The sequence below is a fragment of the Bradyrhizobium sp. USDA 4353 genome (genome assembly GCF_054063215.1).
On sequence record NZ_JBSSGB010000001.1, the window covers coordinates 1,770,410 to 1,785,823 of the forward strand.

Here is a 15,414-nt window from a genome sequence, read left to right on the forward strand (position 1 = left end):
GCGGTTGGCAAGGACAACCCGTGCCGCCCGGGCCCGGAATCGAGCCGGTGTGACCGGAACGGCTGGCCAACCTGGCCGTTCGCTGGCCTCAGCTCCCGAACCGGGACCAGAACCCGCGCCAGCCGCCGGCCTGGACCTTGGGGGCGATCTGCTCGGCGAACTCGTCGCGCGGCTGGTCCTCGTCCTCGACACCGGGATCATCCGGCGGGCGCATGATCGGGACGATCGCCTGGATCTGGGTCTCCGCCGGCTTGGCCAGGTCGTTGCGGTTGCGGAACAGCGGCGTCGGCGCGGCGGCGGCAGTCTCTGCTGGCTTCACGGGCTCGGCCGGCGGCTCCGGCTCCTCCGCGGTCTCAGGCTCCGCTTCGGCCTCGGTCGGGGCGGCCGCCTGCAGCGGCGGCGCCGGCTCTGCGGCCGGCACGGCGACGGGCTGCGCCGTCACCTCCAGCGGTGGGTTGTCCTCAGCCTTCTCAACAGGGATATCCACCGGCTTGTCGACAGCCTTGTCCACCGCCGCCTGCTCGCTCGGCGTCGCAGCGCTGGGCTCGGGCGTGGCGACGATGTCGGCGGGCTTCGGCGGATCGTTGTCCTGCAAGGTGGTCGGCGCGATCACCACCGGAGCTGAGGCCGCGCCGCGCGGCGGCTCGACCAGACCCTCGGGAATCGCCGGCCGGCTCGGCGGCGCCAGCACGGCCTCGGCGAATTCCGAGCTTTCGATCACGCTGTTGCGCTCCGACGGCAGGCTTGCCACCGGGGTCTGCCACTGGAACGCGTCGAGCCGGCCGGTGACCGGCGAGATCGGCCGCCAGCGGTCGCTGACATAGCCGTCGGCGGTCCAGGCCGGGTCGTGGCGGGCGCGCACCGCGCGCAGGGTCCATTCGCGCGCCTTGCCGGCATCGCCGTGCTCGGTGCGCTCCAGCTCGGCCATCAGCATCGCCACGCGCTGGGTCGGATCGTCGGTGAACGGCGCCAGCACTGCGCGGGCGCGGCCGAACTCGGCGGCGTCGATCGCGGCGCGGGCCACGGCCAGCGCAGCCTCGACATGCTCGGGCGTGCGCGCGGCGAGGCTCTCGATCCGCGACAGCCGCTGCCGCGCCGAATCGCCGAGCCGGACATGGGCATAGGCATCGGCGAGGTCTGGATGCGGGCAGGACGCCCAGGCCGCCTCGATGATCTTCATCGCGCGCCGCACCTGGTGCGCCTCGCTCTCGAACTTGGCGGCGAGCACGGCGGCCGGCACCAATGTCGGCGCCAGCTTCACGGCTTCCATCGCGCTGGAGCGCGCGAGGTCGCGCTCCTCGGTCTCCAGGGCCATCGCGCGCGCCGTCAGCAGCACGCCGCGCTGGCGGCGATAGGTCGGCTTGTCGATCATTCCGGCGGTGTAGTTGCCGTCGAGGATCGCAAGCGCCCCGTTCCAGTCGCCTTGCGCGCAGCGGAAGCCGAGCACGGCATGCGAGGCCCAGGTCGCGTTCGGGGCGAGCTTGAGCGCCTCGTCGGCGATGACGACCGCGGCCATGGCGTCGTCGGCGCGCTGCGCCTCGACAAACAGCCCGCGCAGGCCGAGCAGGCGGGTATCGTGGCGCTCGGCCATGGCGCGGAAGGCGCGGCGCGCGCCGTCGCGGTCGCCTTCGAGCTGCGCCGCCTGGGCGTGCAGCAGCAAGGTCAGCGGATCGTCGCCGGCCAGCCGCTTCGCCGTGTCGGCATGCTGGCGCGCCGCGGTCGAATCGCCATGGCCGATCGCCAGCAGGCCGTGGGTGATGGCGTGGCGGCCGCGCCGGTGCCGGCGCTCGCGATGCGCATGGCGGATCCGGCCGGGCGCGCGCAACAGCGCGCTGAGCAGGTTCCAGACCAGCACGCAGGCGGCAATGGTCAGGCCGAGCGCCAGCACGAACACGGGCAGCGTCATGGCGATCCGCCAGGGACCCCAGTTCAGCACGACGTCGCCGGTCTGCTCGGCGACCCAGGCGGAGCCCGCGGCGGCGAGCCCGACCAGGATGAGGAAAACAACGATCCGGATCATGAGCGTCCTTGGGCGTCCTATTGCGCGGGTTTGGCGAGCGCGGTCATCGAGTCGTCGGCGAATTTGCGTGCCGCCGACAACGCGGCATCACGCGCATCGGCCTTGGCGAGCCAGTCATTGGCGGGGACGCGCTCGTCCGCCGGCAGGCCCTTCAGCTCGCGCCGCGCCTCGGCGAAATCGTTGCGCAGCGCCGCCGCGGTGATCCGCGCGACCACGGCGCCGCGATCGGTGCCGGCGCCATCGGTGCGCTCGACCTTGACCAGGTTCGAGGCGCCGGCCGAGAGCTTGCTGAGGATGGAATTGCCGGTGGTGCTCTCGGTGGCGGGCGGCGCCAGCTTCGGCACGATGGTCAGGAGATCGCGGCTGAGCGCGGCCGGGCTCGGCACGCCGTTCGCCGCGAAGGCCTCCAGCGGCTTCAGCGCGGCAGCGTCCGGCGCGAGCGATTTCGCGGTCGACAGCGCCGCCGCATAGGGATCGCCGTGGCGGACGGCGACGTCGAGCAGCGTCGCCGCGACCACGCGGCGCAACGGCGCATCATCGGACGTCTTGGCCGCCTCGGCGGCTTCCGTGAGCTTGCGGCTCTCCTGCGCGAGCGCCGCGCTCTGGGTCCTGCTGGCGCGCTCCAGCGCGTCGATGCGTGCGGTCAGGCCGGACAGGTCCACCGGGGCCGGCGCGGGCGCAGCGGCCGAGCCGTCGCGCGGCTGCGCCTTGACGTCGTTGAGCGCCGCCACCGTCTTGTCGCTCTGGCTGCGCAGGCCGGCGACGTCGCTGCGCACGCCGGCGATGGCCTTGTCGATGGCGTCGATGCGGCCGGTCACGGCGGCATCGGGCTTGCCGATGCGCTGCTCCAGGCCGGCGACGCGCGAGGTCAGCTCGTCGACCGCAGTGGACAGCGGCGTGGTCGGCGACGGCGGCTGCACCGGCGGCCAGCCCAGCATCCAGCCGACGCCGATCACCAGCGCCGCCGCAGCCGCGCCGGAGAACGGCGCGATGATCCAGGGCGACACCGGGCGCGGCGGCGGAGGTGGCGGAAGTTCGGCGCCCGGCGGCTCGGCCGCTGCGACCGTCTCCTCGGGCGTCGCGGTGCTGGCGGTGTCCGGCGCGATGTCGTCTGCGCCATGCGGATGCGACTGGCTCGCCGCGCCGGATGACCCCTCGGCGACCGCTTCGGCCGGCGCGGACCATGGCGAGGGCGTCGGCCGCTCGGCTGCGCTCTCGCTCGCGGCGGGACGCTCCTCGCGCGAGGTCGGCTCCAGGTCGATGGTCGGCGGTGGCCGCTTCGGCCGCCCGGTATCGGAGGCCGGCGCAACGGTGTCGGGTTCATCGACCATGGTGGGAGTTCCCTGGCTGAGGCAAGATTGAGCAGGCCCTCTTACGCCATTCACGACCGTAGCGCACGAGCTAGCCCTTCCAGCATCTGGTTTTCATCCGGATGCGCTGGGATTGTGACCTGGGTCGCCCCGGCCTCACGCAGCACCTCGGCCACATTGGCCGACAGGCAGCCATGCGGCACGGCCAGCGCCGAGATTTCGACGCCCTCGGCCCGGATCGCCGCCACGAAGGCCGCGGCACTTCGCCGCGAGTAATGCAGCACGGCCTCGATTCGATTCGCCGCGAACGCCTCGCGGACGGCGCGCGGCAGCGCGGCGACCGGCGCCATGCGGTAGACCGTCTGCGTGACCACGTCGAATCCGCGCTCGGCGAGCTCGCCGGCGAGATCGCGCGAGATGTCGGCGCCGGCCAGATAGAGCAGGGTGCCGCCCGCGCCGATGACGCCGCTGGTCGCGATCAGCTCGCGCAACGCCGCGGCATCGCCGGACGCCGACATGACCTGCTCGAAGCCGGCTCCGCGCGCCGCGGCGGCGGTCTGGTCGCCGACCGCGAACAGCGGCAGGCCGAGCAGCGCCGAGCCCTCAAGCTGGGGCGCGATCGCGCGCAGCGCATTCGACGAGGTGACGATCACGCCTGCGGCCTCGCCGCCGGCATCCTCCGGCAGCGCCACCGGCTCGAAGCGCAGCATCGGCGCCAGCAACACGTCGAAGCCGCGCGCGCGCAAAGCCGCGGCGGTGCGTTCATTGTCGGGAGCGGGACGGGTCACCAGCACGGCCATGTGCTATGCTCCCGTCGAATACGGATCGGCCCGGCTGCAACGGACGGACGATTGCACCTGGCGACCTCGTGGTGTTAGGCGGTTCCGCGCACTCATAATAACCGAAGGGTTGAGATTGGGTAACGATTCGACAACGCTGCTGCTCGGCATCGAGACCACCTGCGACGAGACCGCTGCGGCCGTGGTTGCGCGTGATTCGGACGGCAAGGGGCAGATCCTCTCCAACGTGGTGCGCTCGCAGACCGATGAACACGCGATCTATGGCGGCGTGGTTCCCGAGATTGCGGCGCGCGCCCATGTCGACATGCTCGATCACCTGATCGACGCGGCGATGCGCGAGGCCGGCATTGATTACGCCGAGCTGGCCGGCGTGGCCGCCGCGGCGGGACCCGGCCTGATCGGCGGCGTCATCGTCGGTCTCACCACCGCCAAGGCGATCGCGCTGGTGCATGGCACGCCGCTGATCGCGGTCAACCATCTCGAGGCGCACGCGCTGACCCCGCGCCTCACCGATGCAATCGACTTCCCTTATTGCCTGTTCCTGGCCTCCGGCGGTCACACCCAGATCGTCGCGGTGGCCGGCGTCGGCGACTATGTGCGCCTCGGCACGACGGTCGACGACGCGATGGGCGAGGCGTTCGACAAGGTCGCGAAGATGCTCGGCCTGCCCTATCCCGGCGGACCGCAGGTCGAGCAGGCCGCACGCAACGGCGATGCGACGCGATTCGCCTTCCCGCGCCCGATGCAGGGGCGCAGCGATGCGAACTTCTCGCTGTCCGGCTTGAAGACCGCCGTGCGGAGCGAGATCGGCCGATTGGAGAGCGTCAGCGAGCAGGACACCGCCGATCTCTGCGCCAGCTTCCAGGCCGCGGTGCTTGATTCGACCGCGGACCGCCTGCGCGTCGGCCTCGATCTTTTCAAGCAGCGTTTCGGCGCACCAACCGCACTCGTCGCCGCCGGCGGCGTCGCCGCCAACCAGGCGATTCGTTCTGCGCTCGACGACGTCGCTGATAACGCCGGCACCCGCTTGATCATGCCGCCGCCTGCGCTGTGCACCGACAATGGCGCGATGATCGCGTGGGCCGGAGCGGAGCGCCTCGCCCTCGGCATGGTCGACGGCATGGACGCCGCCCCGCGCGCCCGCTGGCTGTTGGACGCCAATGCGCAGGTGCCAGGCAAGTTCGCGAAAACGCGCGCGGGGTTTTGACCGTGGCGTTGGTGCCTGATGTCGTGAGCCATCGCTCGGCCCGTGCTCCTGCGTTTAGCGACGCAAGCCGGCGCGGCGCGTTCAGTGCGCCCCCCTCCCCCTTGCGGCGAGGGGTCGGGGGTGGGGGTGGCTCCACAAAGACTCTCGCGCGTGGCACCCACCTCAACCTCTCCCCGCGTGCGGGGGCGCTACGAGCTTCGCTCGCGCTGAGAGGTCGGATCGCATCGCCAGATGCAATCCGGATGAGGGGGGCTCTGCGCGCGTTCGCTGGGTGGGGCTGCCCCTCACCCCAACCCTCTCCCCGTAAGAACGGCGAGAGGGAGCGCAGCGGTGTTTGTCGCGCATGACGCGCTTCCAAACCATCTCCATCATCGGCGCCGGTGCCTGGGGCTCCGCGCTCGCGGCCGTCGCCGCGCGGGCCGGCCGTGACGTCACCCTCTTCGCCCGCGATACCGACCACGCCCTACGCATCGCAGCCGCGCGCGAAAATCCGCGTCTGCCCGGCATTCCGCTGGCCGACAGCATCGCCGTCACCGCCGATCTCGCCCAGGCCGCCCGCGCCGATGCCGTCCTCGTCGTCGTTCCCGCGCAGCACCTGCGCGGCGCCGTCATGCACCTCGCGCCACTGCTCAAGCCAGGTACGCCGCTGGTTGCCTGCGCCAAGGGCATCGAGCACGGCACCCACAAATTCATGACCGAGGTGATCGCGGAAGCCGCGCCGAACGCCACGCCCGCGATCCTGTCCGGCCCGAGCTTCGCCGACGACGTCGCTCGCGGCCTGCCGACCGCGGTGACGCTCGCCGCACCCGACGAGACGCTCGCGGCCGATCTCGTGCAGGCGCTGGGCTCGCCGACCTTCCGGCCCTATCACTCGACGGACGTGCGCGGCGTCGAGATCGGCGGCGCCGCCAAGAACGTGCTGGCGATCGCCGCCGGCATCGTCGCCGGCCGCAATCTCGGCGCCTCCGCGCTGGCGGCACTGACCACGCGCGGCTTCGCCGAGCTGGTCAGGCTCGGCCGCGCCTATGGCGCGCGCAGCGAGACGCTGACTGGCCCTCTCCGGCCTCGGCGATCTCATCCTCACCTGCGCCGGCCCGCAGTCGCGCAATTTTGCCGCCGGCCTGGCGCTCGGCCGCGGCGAGCCGCTGCCCGCGGGCAAGCTCGCCGAAGGTCAGTACACCGCGCCCGTTCTGGTCGAGCTCGCCGCCTCGCGCGGGGTCGAGATGCCGGTGGCGCAAGCCGTCGCCGCGATCCTAGCCGGCGCGGTCACGATCGACGCCGCGATCGAGGCCCTGATGATGCGGCCCTTCAAGGCGGAGGAGTGAGCTGCGTCGGCCGGGCGAGAGCGCCACGCGCCGACGCTTGTGTGATCCCGGGAGGACATGATGGAGATCAAGGATGCAAGGCTTCTGATGAAGTCGCTCGATGCGCTGGTCGAACAATTGAACTTGCCGTTCTACGTGGCCGAACATTTCTGTGACGCCGAGATCAAGGATGCCGTCTTCGCCGCATTCGCGAATCTGATCAGGGAGGTCGACTACGAGATCGTGCCGAAACTGATTGCAAGATATCCCGAGCTCAAAGAAGATATGACCCTGCGCTCGCGTAATTGATAAGAGGTCTGAGAGACGATGAGCTACTGGCTGGTGAAATCCGAGCCCTCGGTGTGGTCCTGGGACCAGCAGGTGGAGAAGGGCGCCAAGGGCGAGGCATGGACCGGCGTGCGCAACTACACGGCGCGGCAGAATCTGGTGGCGATGAAGAAGGGCGAGCTCGCCTTCTACTACCATTCCAACGAGGGCAAGGAGATCGTCGGCATCGCCGAGATCATCAAGGAAGCCTATCCCGATCCGACCGACAAGACGGCCAAGTTCGTCTGCGTCGACATCAAGGCGCACAAGCCGTTCAAGACCCCGGTGACGCTGGCCGCCATCAAGGCGGAGCCGAAGCTCGCGGAGATGGCGCTGGTCAAGCAGTCGCGTTTGTCGGTGCAGCCTGTGACGCCTGAGGAGTGGAAGCTCGTCTGCAAGATGGGTGGCGTGTAAAGCACCACCGGCATTTCTCCCAGGGCACCGATCGTGCCGAGATAACTCACGACACGCCGGACGGTGGCGGGACATTGGCGGCGTACCAGGCGCGGAGGGGCTCCAACGCCGGGTGCGCCAGTGAGCGTTGCAGATAGTCCCAGATGCGGGGCTGGTGCTTGAGGTAATGCGGCTTGCCGTCGCGGCGGTTGAGGCGGGCGAAGGTGCCGAGCAGGCGGGTGTTGCGCTGCGCGGACATGATCGCGTAGTGCGCGCCGAACTCATCGGCGTCGAACTCGGCCGAGGCAACTTGCCGTGCCGCGACGTAGCGTTCCCGCAGCGCCTGCTCGATCTCCGCGGGAACGTCGATGCGGGCGTCCTGCGCCAGCGACACCACATCATAGGCGGGCGGGCCCATCACGGCGTCCTGGAAGTCGATCACGCCAACCCTCGCGATTCCCTCGCGCGCCCCAAGCCAGAGCAGGTTCGGCGAATGATAGTCGCGGATCACCCAGGTTGGCCTGGCCGCGAGCGGCGCCTCCAGCAGGTCGCGCCACATCTCCAGAAATTCCGCGCGCAGCACCTGCGACGGCTCGACGCCGCGATCCGGCAGGTACCATTCGAGCATCAGTCCGATCTCGATCAGCATCGCATCGACGTCGAACGTCGGAACCTTGTAGGTGACCTGCGGCGCCAGCGGCAGCACGGAGGGCACGTCCTGCGCATGCAGCGCGGCGAGCAGGTCGGTCGCGGCCTCGTAGCGTTCCACGATCGGGCGCGGCGGATCTCCCTCGATCACGCCCTCGCGGCCCAGATCCTCGGTAATCAGAAAGCCGTGGTCGAGATCGGCATCGTTGATCTTCGGCGCCGAGATGCCGCGGCCGCGCAACGCGCCGGCCATCGCGACGAACGGGCGGACGTCCTCCGCGAGATGCACGGCGCCGCTATAGGGCTTGCCGTTGTAGACCGCCGGACCATCGGGCCGCTTCGGCGAGTTCATCAGGATGTAGACGCGCTCGCCCTTGTAGAGACGGGCGTAGGAGCGGGTCGAGGCATCGCCGGCCATGCGCTCGCGGCGCGATTTGCTGTGGCCGGCTTCGGTGAGGAATTCGCGCAGCGCTTTCAACCGCGCGACCACAGCCGCCGCCTTGCCGCTGCCGGTGATCTCGACGCTGCGCGCGCTGTCGCCCTGGGCTGCATCGTGGCGCAAGGCGATGTCGATGCGGTCCTGTGGCAGCGCGCCGCCGGCGCGCTCCGGCCATTCGATCAGCACCACCGTCGCTTCGGGCAGCGGCGACAGGCCGATCTCCTCCAGTTCGGAGGCGTCGCTGATGCGGTAGAGATCGGCATGCACCAGGGGGAAGCTGGGCAGATCGTAGCTCTGCGCCAAAGTGAAGGTCGGGCTCGGCACTTCCAGCTCGGCATCGTCGGCGAGATAGCGGATCATCGCCCGCGCGGCGGCGGTCTTGCCGGCGCCGAGATCGCCCGTGAGCGTGATCAGTACGCCCGGGCCGATCAGTAGCGCGAGGTCCGCCATCAAGGCGGCGGTTGCGGTCTCGTCCGCCAGCGCGATCGTGTATGTCTGCCGGTCCGTCATTCCGCAGCGTTGCGTTGCGCGATGTGGTCGGTCGGGAAGTCGCAGGTGACCGTGGTGCCCTTGCCGACCACCGAATCCATCCGCACCTTGCCGCCATGCAGCTCGACGAAGGAGCGCACCAGCGACAGGCCGAGCCCGGCGCCGCGATGCCGCGAGCCCTGCGAGCGGCTGACGAACCAGTCGAACATCTGGTCCTTGATGTCGGCCGGAATGCCCGGGCCGGAATCCGTGACCGCGAAGGCGACGCTGTGGTCGGTTCGGCGGGCCGACACGATCACGGTGGAGTCCTGCGGCGAGAAGCCGACGGCATTGGCGAGCAGATTGTACAGCACCTGCACGACGCGCCGCTCGTCGCCGACGAAGCTGCCGACATCGGCGGCGACCTTGACCTCGAGGCGGATGCGGTCGGTGGCCAGCCGGTCCTGCACGCCCTCGGCGGCGGCCTCGATCGCCTTGGCGGCGTCGACGGGCCCGAGCTCGAGCTTCATCGCACCGGCATCGATGGTGGCGAGGTCGAGAATGTTGTTGGTCAGCGCCAGCAGCGCATTGGTCGACTTGGTGACGTAGTCGAGATACTCGGCCTGCTTCGGCGTCAGCGGGCCGGTCGACGGATCGGACAGGAAATGCGCGAAGCCGATAATCGTCGTCAGCGGCGCGCGCAGCTCGTAGGAGACGTGGTGGACGAAGTCGATCTTCATCTGGCCTGCGGCCTCGAGCGCCTCGTTGCTCTCGCGCAGGGCACGCTCGACATTCTCGGTGTCGGTGATGTCCTGGAACGTCAGCATCGTCGCGCCGTCCGGCAGCGGGCGGCTCATGCAGTCGAGCACGCTGCCGTCCTTGCGCTCCAGCTTGAGCGCGACGTCGAGGCGGTTCTCGATCGAGGTGATCGCCTCCCGAATGGTGCGCCAGGCGACTCCGTCGTCATAGAGCGAGCGGCACCAGGATTCGACGGTGTCGATGTGCGGATGCTCGCGCAGGCTATCGGGCGACAGCCGCCACATCTTGGCAAAGGCCGGATTGAACAGCTCGACGCGGCCGTTCGAGCCGAACACCGCGACGCCCTCCGCGAGGCTGTCGAGCGTCTCGCGCTGGACCCGGATCAGGCCGTCATAGCGGCGGGCGAGCGCAAAGCTTTCGGTGACGTCGTCGAACAGATAAGTGACGCCGCCCTCCGGGTTCGGCGTCGTGACGACCGAGAGCGCGCGGCCGTCCGGGAGGAACCAGGTGTCCTTGGCGGCCTCGACAGCGCGATACGCCTCGTGCAGCTTGGCCTTCCAGGCGCGGAAATCAGCCTGCTCCGGCAGCTTGCGCGAGGCGCGCAGGCGGTCGAGCACGGAGGAATCATCCGGCTGGCTGTCGAGGAAGGCGGTGTCGAGATCCCAGAGCCGGCGATAGCTGTCGTTGTAGAAGGCGAGCCGGCGCTGGCCGTCGAACACGGCGACGCCCGACGACAGCTGGTCGAGCGTGCGGCGATGCGCCTCGTGCATGCGCACCAGGGCATCGGTCAACGCGGCCGCTTCGCTGGCATCGATCGCGACGCCGGCGCTGCCGCTGCCCAGCGTGAAGGCGCGGACGTCGTGCATCCGCCGCTCGCCACTCACGACGATCGGCAGCCGGCCCTCGAAATGTCCGCCGGCGCCGAGCGCACGCTGCAGGTCGGTGCGATCGGCGGAGTCGAGCAGCTCGAGATTGCGGCTGATCGCGTCGGGGATATCGCGCGCGTCGGCGGCGCGGGCATAGGCGGCGTTGACATAAGACAGCGCGCCATTGGCTTGGCGCGCCCAGATCGGCCAGGGCAGCGCGGAGGCCAGCGCGCGCAGCGACTCCGTCTCCTCGCCGAGCGCCTTGAAGCGCAATTGCGTCTCGGCGAGCTCGCGGCGCAGGCCGGAGAGCTCGCGGATGCGCACGATCGCCTGGCCGCCGATCGCGCGGCCCATCGCCTCGATCGCGTGACCATGCGAGGTCGTGAGATTGAGCATGAAGCCTTCGCCCGCCTCACGCAACGCCTCGACCGCGTGGTCGAGCTGCAGCGCCGGCTCGGGCGGCAGCCAGGTGCCGAAGGCGAGGATGCGCTGCGGCTGATCGGACGGCACCAGCATCGAGGTGTCGCCAGAGATCTGCGGGCGATGGCCGCCGGCGGGCCAGGCGATCAGGATCTGCGGCTCGGCGAACAGCAGCGCGCGATAACGGTCGGCCTGCAATTGCAGCTCGGCGACATCGGCGCGCAGCCTCGCTTCCTTCCGCGCAGCGGCAAGCCGGGTGCGCACGAAGGCGATCGCCGCGACCACGGAGAAGCCGAGCAGCGCCAGCATCGCCGTGAGCTCGGCGACGTCGGATCGGCTCAGCTCGAACAGCGTAGAAATCGCATCCGCCGGCACGCCATCGCCCGCGAGGACCGGCGTTGCCGGCGCAAGCGCAGTCGCAGCGAGACCCATCAGGCCTTTGCGCGCGAGTGACGTGCACGACAGCAGCGTCTGACGCATCACCACGATCACGCCCGACATATTTGCCCCAAACCGCACGAAAGTTCCGCGCGGCGCCGATCGGGTCGACCGCGCCGTCTCACGAATCAATCAACAATAACCGCTTCAGGACTCCAGCGGTAAGAGTCCAGACCGTGAACGGTGGTTGCACGGACTGAAAATGCGTTCATCGATGGGCATAGGCGAGTCGGAACGATGGCGAAGAGCCCGTAGTTCAACGGCCTGTCGAGCCGAAGCCGCCGCTGCCGCGCGCGGTCGCCGACAGCGACGTGACGATGCTGAGCTCGGCGCGCGCGACGGCGGCGATCACCATCTGCGCGATGCGCTCGCCGCGGCGGATCGTGAACGGGGCCTCACCGTGATTGATCAGGAGCACGCAGACCTCGCCGCGATAGTCGGCGTCGACGGTGCCCGGCGCGTTCAGCACGGTGACGCCGTGACGCGCGGCAAGGCCGGAGCGCGGCCGCACCTGCGCTTCGAACCCGTCCGGCAAGGCGATCGACAATCCCGTCGGCACCATCGCGTGGCGGCCGGGCGCGAGCACGACAGGCGCATCGTCGGGAACCGCGGCGAGCAGGTCCATGCCGGCGGCGTGCGCGGTTTGATAGGCCGGCAGCGGCAGGCCGGCGCCATGCCGCAGGATCTGAACGTCGATGGCAATGGTCTGTGTCACGCTCATGGTTGTCACGCTGATGGTCCTATCGTTCTGGCGATCTCGGCGACCAGGGCGGTGGCGACCTCGTCCTTGGTCATGATCGGCCACGAGGCGACATGGACGCCGTCGGCGCTCCTGGTCAAGAGATGCACGGTGTTGCGGTCGCCGCCCATCACGCCGGTCGCCGGCGAGACGTCGTTGGCGACGATCCAGTCGCAGCCCTTGCGCGCGAATTTGGCTTTCGCGTTGTCGATCAGATGCTCCGTCTCGGCCGCGAAGCCGATGACGAGGCCGGGCCGCTTGTCCTTCAGCTTGGAGATGGTGGCGAGAATATCGGGGTTCTCGACCAGTTGCAGCGGCGGGATCGCCGTGTCGGTCTTCTTCAGCTTCTGGCCGCCTTCACTGGCGACGCGCCAGTCCGCCACCGCCGCGGCGAAGATCGCGACATCCGCCGGCAGCCCGGCCTCGACCGCCTCGAGCATCTGCCGCGCCGATTCGACATGCGTGACCTTGACGCCCTTGGGATCGGTCAGCTCGACCGGCCCCGTGATCAGCCGCACGTCGGCGCCGGCCGCCTGCGCGGCCGCGGCAATCGCAAAGCCCTGCTTGCCGGAGGAGCGGTTGGCGATGTAGCGCACCGGGTCGATCGCCTCATGCGTGGGCCCCGCGGTGATCAGCACGCGCCGGCCGGCGAGCGGCCGCGGCACAGGCGGCTTCAGCATCGCGACCACGGCCTCCGCGATCTCGGTCGGCTCGGCCATGCGGCCGACGCCGGCCTCGCCCTTCTCGGCCATCTCGCCGGCGTTCGGCCCGATCATGTGGATGCCGTCACGTTGCAGGGTCGCAGCGTTCCGGCGCGTCGCCGGATTGCTCCACATCATCGGGTTCATGGCCGGCGCCAGCAGGATCGGCCGGCTCGCGGCGAGCAGGATGGCGCTGGCGAGGTCGTCGGCATGGCCCTGCGCCATCTTGGCCATGAGGTCGGCGGTGGCGGGCGCCACGACGATGAGATCGCAGTCGCGCGCCAGCCGGATATGGCCGACATCGAGCTCGCTGCGGGCGTCGAACAGGTCGGTGAAGACGCGATCGCCCGAGAGCGCCGACGCCGCCAGCTCGGTGACAAACTGCGTCGCCGCCTTGGTCATCACGCAGCGGACGTGGATGTGGCGTTCCCTGAGCCGCCGGATCAGGTCGAGCGATTTGTAGGCCGCGATGCCGCCACCGATGATCAGGGTGACGCGGGCTTCGCGGGCGAGGCCTGGCTGCGGCACGAGCGGCTCGGGCAGGGCGGCGGGCGCGGGCGGCGCCGGGGGAGGGGCGGACGGATCGACCGGCTCGATCAGCGCGCGCAGGATGACGCGGACTTCCTCCTCGACGGAGCGGCCATTCTGCGCGGAGCGCAGGCGGAGATAGGTTTTCAGCGAGTCGTCGAGCTTGCGGATGGTCAGGCTCGCCATGACAGCCCCCCGGCATTATCGTTATGAAGGCAATGCTAGCAGAAATTGAATGCAGTGCAATCAGATGCTGCGCCAGACGCGTCTGATCGGCCTCGCGGCCTGACGGTCCGAGCTTTGCCGATCGGTCTCGCCCTCGGACATGCCGAGGGCGCAGGGAAGGCCGGGAGCTGGCTGCTCCCATGGCCCGCGTGCGAAAAAAATGCACGCGGCGGTCACCACAGGTTCAGCCGAGACATCCCGGCCCTCCCTGCGCGATGGGTTTAACGTCTGCTCCGCGCTCTCCCCGGGGACCGGCTTTCTTGCCCCCGTCGCCTGCGCGACACGTCATGTCACGCGACTTAGCGCCAGCATCGGGGCGCCAGGACCACACGGCTTGAACGTCCGCAAGCTGCCAATCGTCCAGCGCATCAGCACCTGACAGGCTCGCGGCCACCGCTCCCCGCCTCAACGTATCGTGACGACGCGTACGCCCCTCTGCATGAGGACGGGATGCGCGGAGTAGAGAATGATTTCGGAAAAATAGCAAGACAAACGTTTGCGCTTCACGGAAGCGTGGGAGCGTTGTGTAGCTAAAGCATGACGTCATCACACCCATCATGCTTCAATCGCCATGTCTCCCTATGATTACGACGGTGGGGGCCGCGATCTCGGTCTCACCCTCCCCTAGAGGGGGAGGGTCGATCGCCCGCGAAGCGGGCGAGCGGGGTGGGGTGAAGCCGCGGGCTCGGTGCAAGTGGAGAGATCACCCCACCCCGGCTCACACGCGCGTCGCGCCTATGAGCCGACCCTCCCCCTCCAAGGGAAGGTGATCACGGGGCTGACATCGAAGCTGCACGCTGCGGAATCCGGAATGTCGCAAGGCGCGATTCCGTACAAGCAGATCGAGCTCTAACAGCGTTCTTCGCGCGAGCGCCCCAAGTGCTTCGCGAGAAATTCGCTCAGTGCTCCGATCCGGGCCGGCCGCACATGCGCGGCCGGGGTGATGAAGTACAACCCGCCGCCCGGGAGCTTCCACTCGGGCAGCAGGATCTCCAGCCGCCCTTCGGCCACGTGGGGATCGGCGACGAAGCATGGCAGTTCGGCGATGCCGATGCCGTCCAGCAATGCCGGCAGCAGCGCATCGATGTTGGTCACTGACAGTGGTCCGGTGGGCGTCACCGCGGCCTCGCGGCCGTCGCTGTGGGTCAGGTGCCAGGTCGCCGTCCGTGCGCGATAGGCGTAGCCGAGGCAGTGATGGACGTTCAGCTCGGCGGGTGATTGCGGCCGGCCGTAGCGGGCGATGTAGCTTGGTGATGCCACCAGGAAGCGGCCCATCGGCCGCAGCAGGCGGGCGATCAGCGATGAGTCCCGCAATGCTGCGATCCGCAATGCGGCATCGAAGCCGTCGCCGATCAGGTCGACGGCAGCGTCGCTGAGGTGCAGGTTGAGCGTGATCTCCGGGTATTCGCGCACGAAGGCGGGAAGCAGCGGGCTGACCTCGCGCAAGCCGAACGACATCGGCACCGCAAGATTGATGGTGCCGCGCGGCCGGCTCGACAATTCGCGCGCGGCGCTTTCCGCCTCCTCGGCTTCCCGCAGCATGCGCGCGCCGCGCTCGGCGAGCGTCCGGCCGAAATCGGTCAGTGCCACTTTGCGCGAGGTCCGGTTGAACACCCGTGCGCCGAGCCGGTCCTCGAGGCGGGTGATGGCCCGGGAGACCGTTGCCACCGACAGGTTCAGCGCGCGGGCGGCGCCGGCGAAGGAACGCTCCTCGGCGACCCTCGACAGCAGGGCGAGGCCTTCGAAATCGGGTAAGCGCGTGCTCGACATCGACTTTCCTGCAACGATGACTTTCAACCGTTTCTATATCGAAATGCCACGG

11 protein-coding genes and 1 pseudogene are annotated in these 15,414 nt (G+C 69.5%); 4 read left to right on the forward strand and 8 right to left on the reverse strand.

What is annotated here, in order from left to right; translation table 11 throughout:
* Positions 1-88: 88 nt before the first annotated feature.
* Genes ACVILH_RS07965 through ACVILH_RS07975 form a run of 3 tightly spaced genes read right to left on the reverse strand, consistent with a single transcriptional unit; the run spans position 89 to position 4,130 of the window.
* On the reverse strand, positions 89-2,020 hold the full coding sequence (locus tag ACVILH_RS07965; protein WP_456712398.1) for a heme biosynthesis HemY N-terminal domain-containing protein: 1,932 nt from the start codon (positions 2,018-2,020) through the stop codon (positions 89-91).
* A 17-nt stretch (positions 2,021-2,037) separates the two neighbouring features.
* Positions 2,038-3,351, reverse strand: a complete 1,314-nt coding sequence (locus ACVILH_RS07970; protein WP_456712399.1) for a COG4223 family protein — start codon at positions 3,349-3,351, stop codon at positions 2,038-2,040.
* 50 nt (positions 3,352-3,401) lie between these two features.
* Positions 3,402-4,130: a uroporphyrinogen-III synthase gene (locus ACVILH_RS07975; protein ID WP_456712400.1), complete on the reverse strand. Its 729-nt coding sequence runs from the start codon at positions 4,128-4,130 to the stop codon at positions 3,402-3,404.
* A gap of 139 nt (positions 4,131-4,269) precedes the next feature.
* Here ACVILH_RS07975 and tsaD point away from each other — a divergent pair, with 139 nt between their 5' ends.
* The 4 genes and pseudogenes from tsaD to ACVILH_RS07995 all read left to right on the forward strand — a co-directional run bounded on the left by tsaD (position 4,270) and on the right by ACVILH_RS07995 (position 7,382).
* Positions 4,270-5,337, forward strand: coding sequence for a tRNA (adenosine(37)-N6)-threonylcarbamoyltransferase complex transferase subunit TsaD (tsaD, locus tag ACVILH_RS07980; protein ID WP_456716900.1), 1,068 nt, complete (start codon positions 4,270-4,272; stop codon positions 5,335-5,337).
* 343 nt (positions 5,338-5,680) lie between these two features.
* A pseudogene (locus tag ACVILH_RS07985) lies at positions 5,681-6,662 on the forward strand (NAD(P)H-dependent glycerol-3-phosphate dehydrogenase).
* Positions 6,663-6,719: 57 nt separating this feature from the next.
* Positions 6,720-6,950: a hypothetical protein gene (locus ACVILH_RS07990; RefSeq protein ID WP_456712401.1), complete on the forward strand. Its 231-nt coding sequence runs from the start codon at positions 6,720-6,722 to the stop codon at positions 6,948-6,950.
* A gap of 18 nt (positions 6,951-6,968) precedes the next feature.
* Positions 6,969-7,382, forward strand: a complete 414-nt coding sequence (locus tag ACVILH_RS07995; RefSeq protein WP_035647550.1) for an EVE domain-containing protein — start codon at positions 6,969-6,971, stop codon at positions 7,380-7,382.
* Positions 7,383-7,428: 46 nt separating this feature from the next.
* Here the strand turns inward: ACVILH_RS07995 and tsaE are convergent, their stop codons facing one another.
* The 5 genes from tsaE to ACVILH_RS08020 all read right to left on the reverse strand — a co-directional run bounded on the left by tsaE (position 7,429) and on the right by ACVILH_RS08020 (position 15,362).
* Positions 7,429-8,958: a tRNA (adenosine(37)-N6)-threonylcarbamoyltransferase complex ATPase subunit type 1 TsaE gene (gene tsaE / locus ACVILH_RS08000; protein WP_456712402.1), complete on the reverse strand. Its 1,530-nt coding sequence runs from the start codon at positions 8,956-8,958 to the stop codon at positions 7,429-7,431.
* The gene (locus ACVILH_RS08005; RefSeq protein ID WP_456712403.1) at positions 8,955-11,462 is read right to left on the reverse strand and encodes a PAS-domain containing protein; all 2,508 of its coding nucleotides are present in this window, start codon (positions 11,460-11,462) and stop codon (positions 8,955-8,957) included. The genes tsaE and ACVILH_RS08005 overlap by 4 nt, the downstream gene beginning before the upstream one ends.
* Positions 11,463-11,655: 193 nt before the next feature.
* Positions 11,656-12,114: a dUTP diphosphatase gene (gene dut, locus ACVILH_RS08010; RefSeq protein ID WP_456716901.1), complete on the reverse strand. Its 459-nt coding sequence runs from the start codon at positions 12,112-12,114 to the stop codon at positions 11,656-11,658.
* Between the two features lie 11 nt (positions 12,115-12,125).
* The gene (gene coaBC, locus ACVILH_RS08015) at positions 12,126-13,553 is read right to left on the reverse strand and encodes a bifunctional phosphopantothenoylcysteine decarboxylase/phosphopantothenate--cysteine ligase CoaBC (RefSeq protein ID WP_456712404.1); all 1,428 of its coding nucleotides are present in this window, start codon (positions 13,551-13,553) and stop codon (positions 12,126-12,128) included.
* Between the two features lie 888 nt (positions 13,554-14,441).
* A complete protein-coding gene (locus ACVILH_RS08020) occupies positions 14,442-15,362 on the reverse strand; it encodes a LysR family transcriptional regulator (RefSeq protein WP_456716902.1) in 921 nt (306 codons plus the stop codon).
* Positions 15,363-15,414: the final 52 nt, after the last annotated feature.

What these genes read in the sequence shown, in the direction of transcription:
- ACVILH_RS08005 (WP_456712403.1), bottom strand. Translation starts at nt 11,462, where the DNA reads ATGTCGGGCGTGATCGTGGTGATGCGTCAGACGCTGCTGTCGTGCACG.
- tsaE (WP_456712402.1), bottom strand. Translation starts at nt 8,958, where the DNA reads ATGACGGACCGGCAGACATACACGATCGCGCTGGCGGACGAGACCGCA.
- ACVILH_RS08020 (WP_456716902.1), bottom strand. Translation starts at nt 15,362, where the DNA reads ATGTCGAGCACGCGCTTACCCGATTTCGAAGGCCTCGCCCTGCTGTCG.
- ACVILH_RS07990 (WP_456712401.1), top strand. Translation starts at nt 6,720, where the DNA reads ATGATGGAGATCAAGGATGCAAGGCTTCTGATGAAGTCGCTCGATGCG.
- ACVILH_RS07965 (WP_456712398.1), bottom strand. Translation starts at nt 2,020, where the DNA reads ATGATCCGGATCGTTGTTTTCCTCATCCTGGTCGGGCTCGCCGCCGCG.
- ACVILH_RS07975 (WP_456712400.1), bottom strand. Translation starts at nt 4,130, where the DNA reads ATGGCCGTGCTGGTGACCCGTCCCGCTCCCGACAATGAACGCACCGCC.
- ACVILH_RS07970 (WP_456712399.1), bottom strand. Translation starts at nt 3,351, where the DNA reads ATGGTCGATGAACCCGACACCGTTGCGCCGGCCTCCGATACCGGGCGG.
- coaBC (WP_456712404.1), bottom strand. Translation starts at nt 13,553, where the DNA reads ATGGCGAGCCTGACCATCCGCAAGCTCGACGACTCGCTGAAAACCTAT.
- ACVILH_RS07995 (WP_035647550.1), top strand. Translation starts at nt 6,969, where the DNA reads ATGAGCTACTGGCTGGTGAAATCCGAGCCCTCGGTGTGGTCCTGGGAC.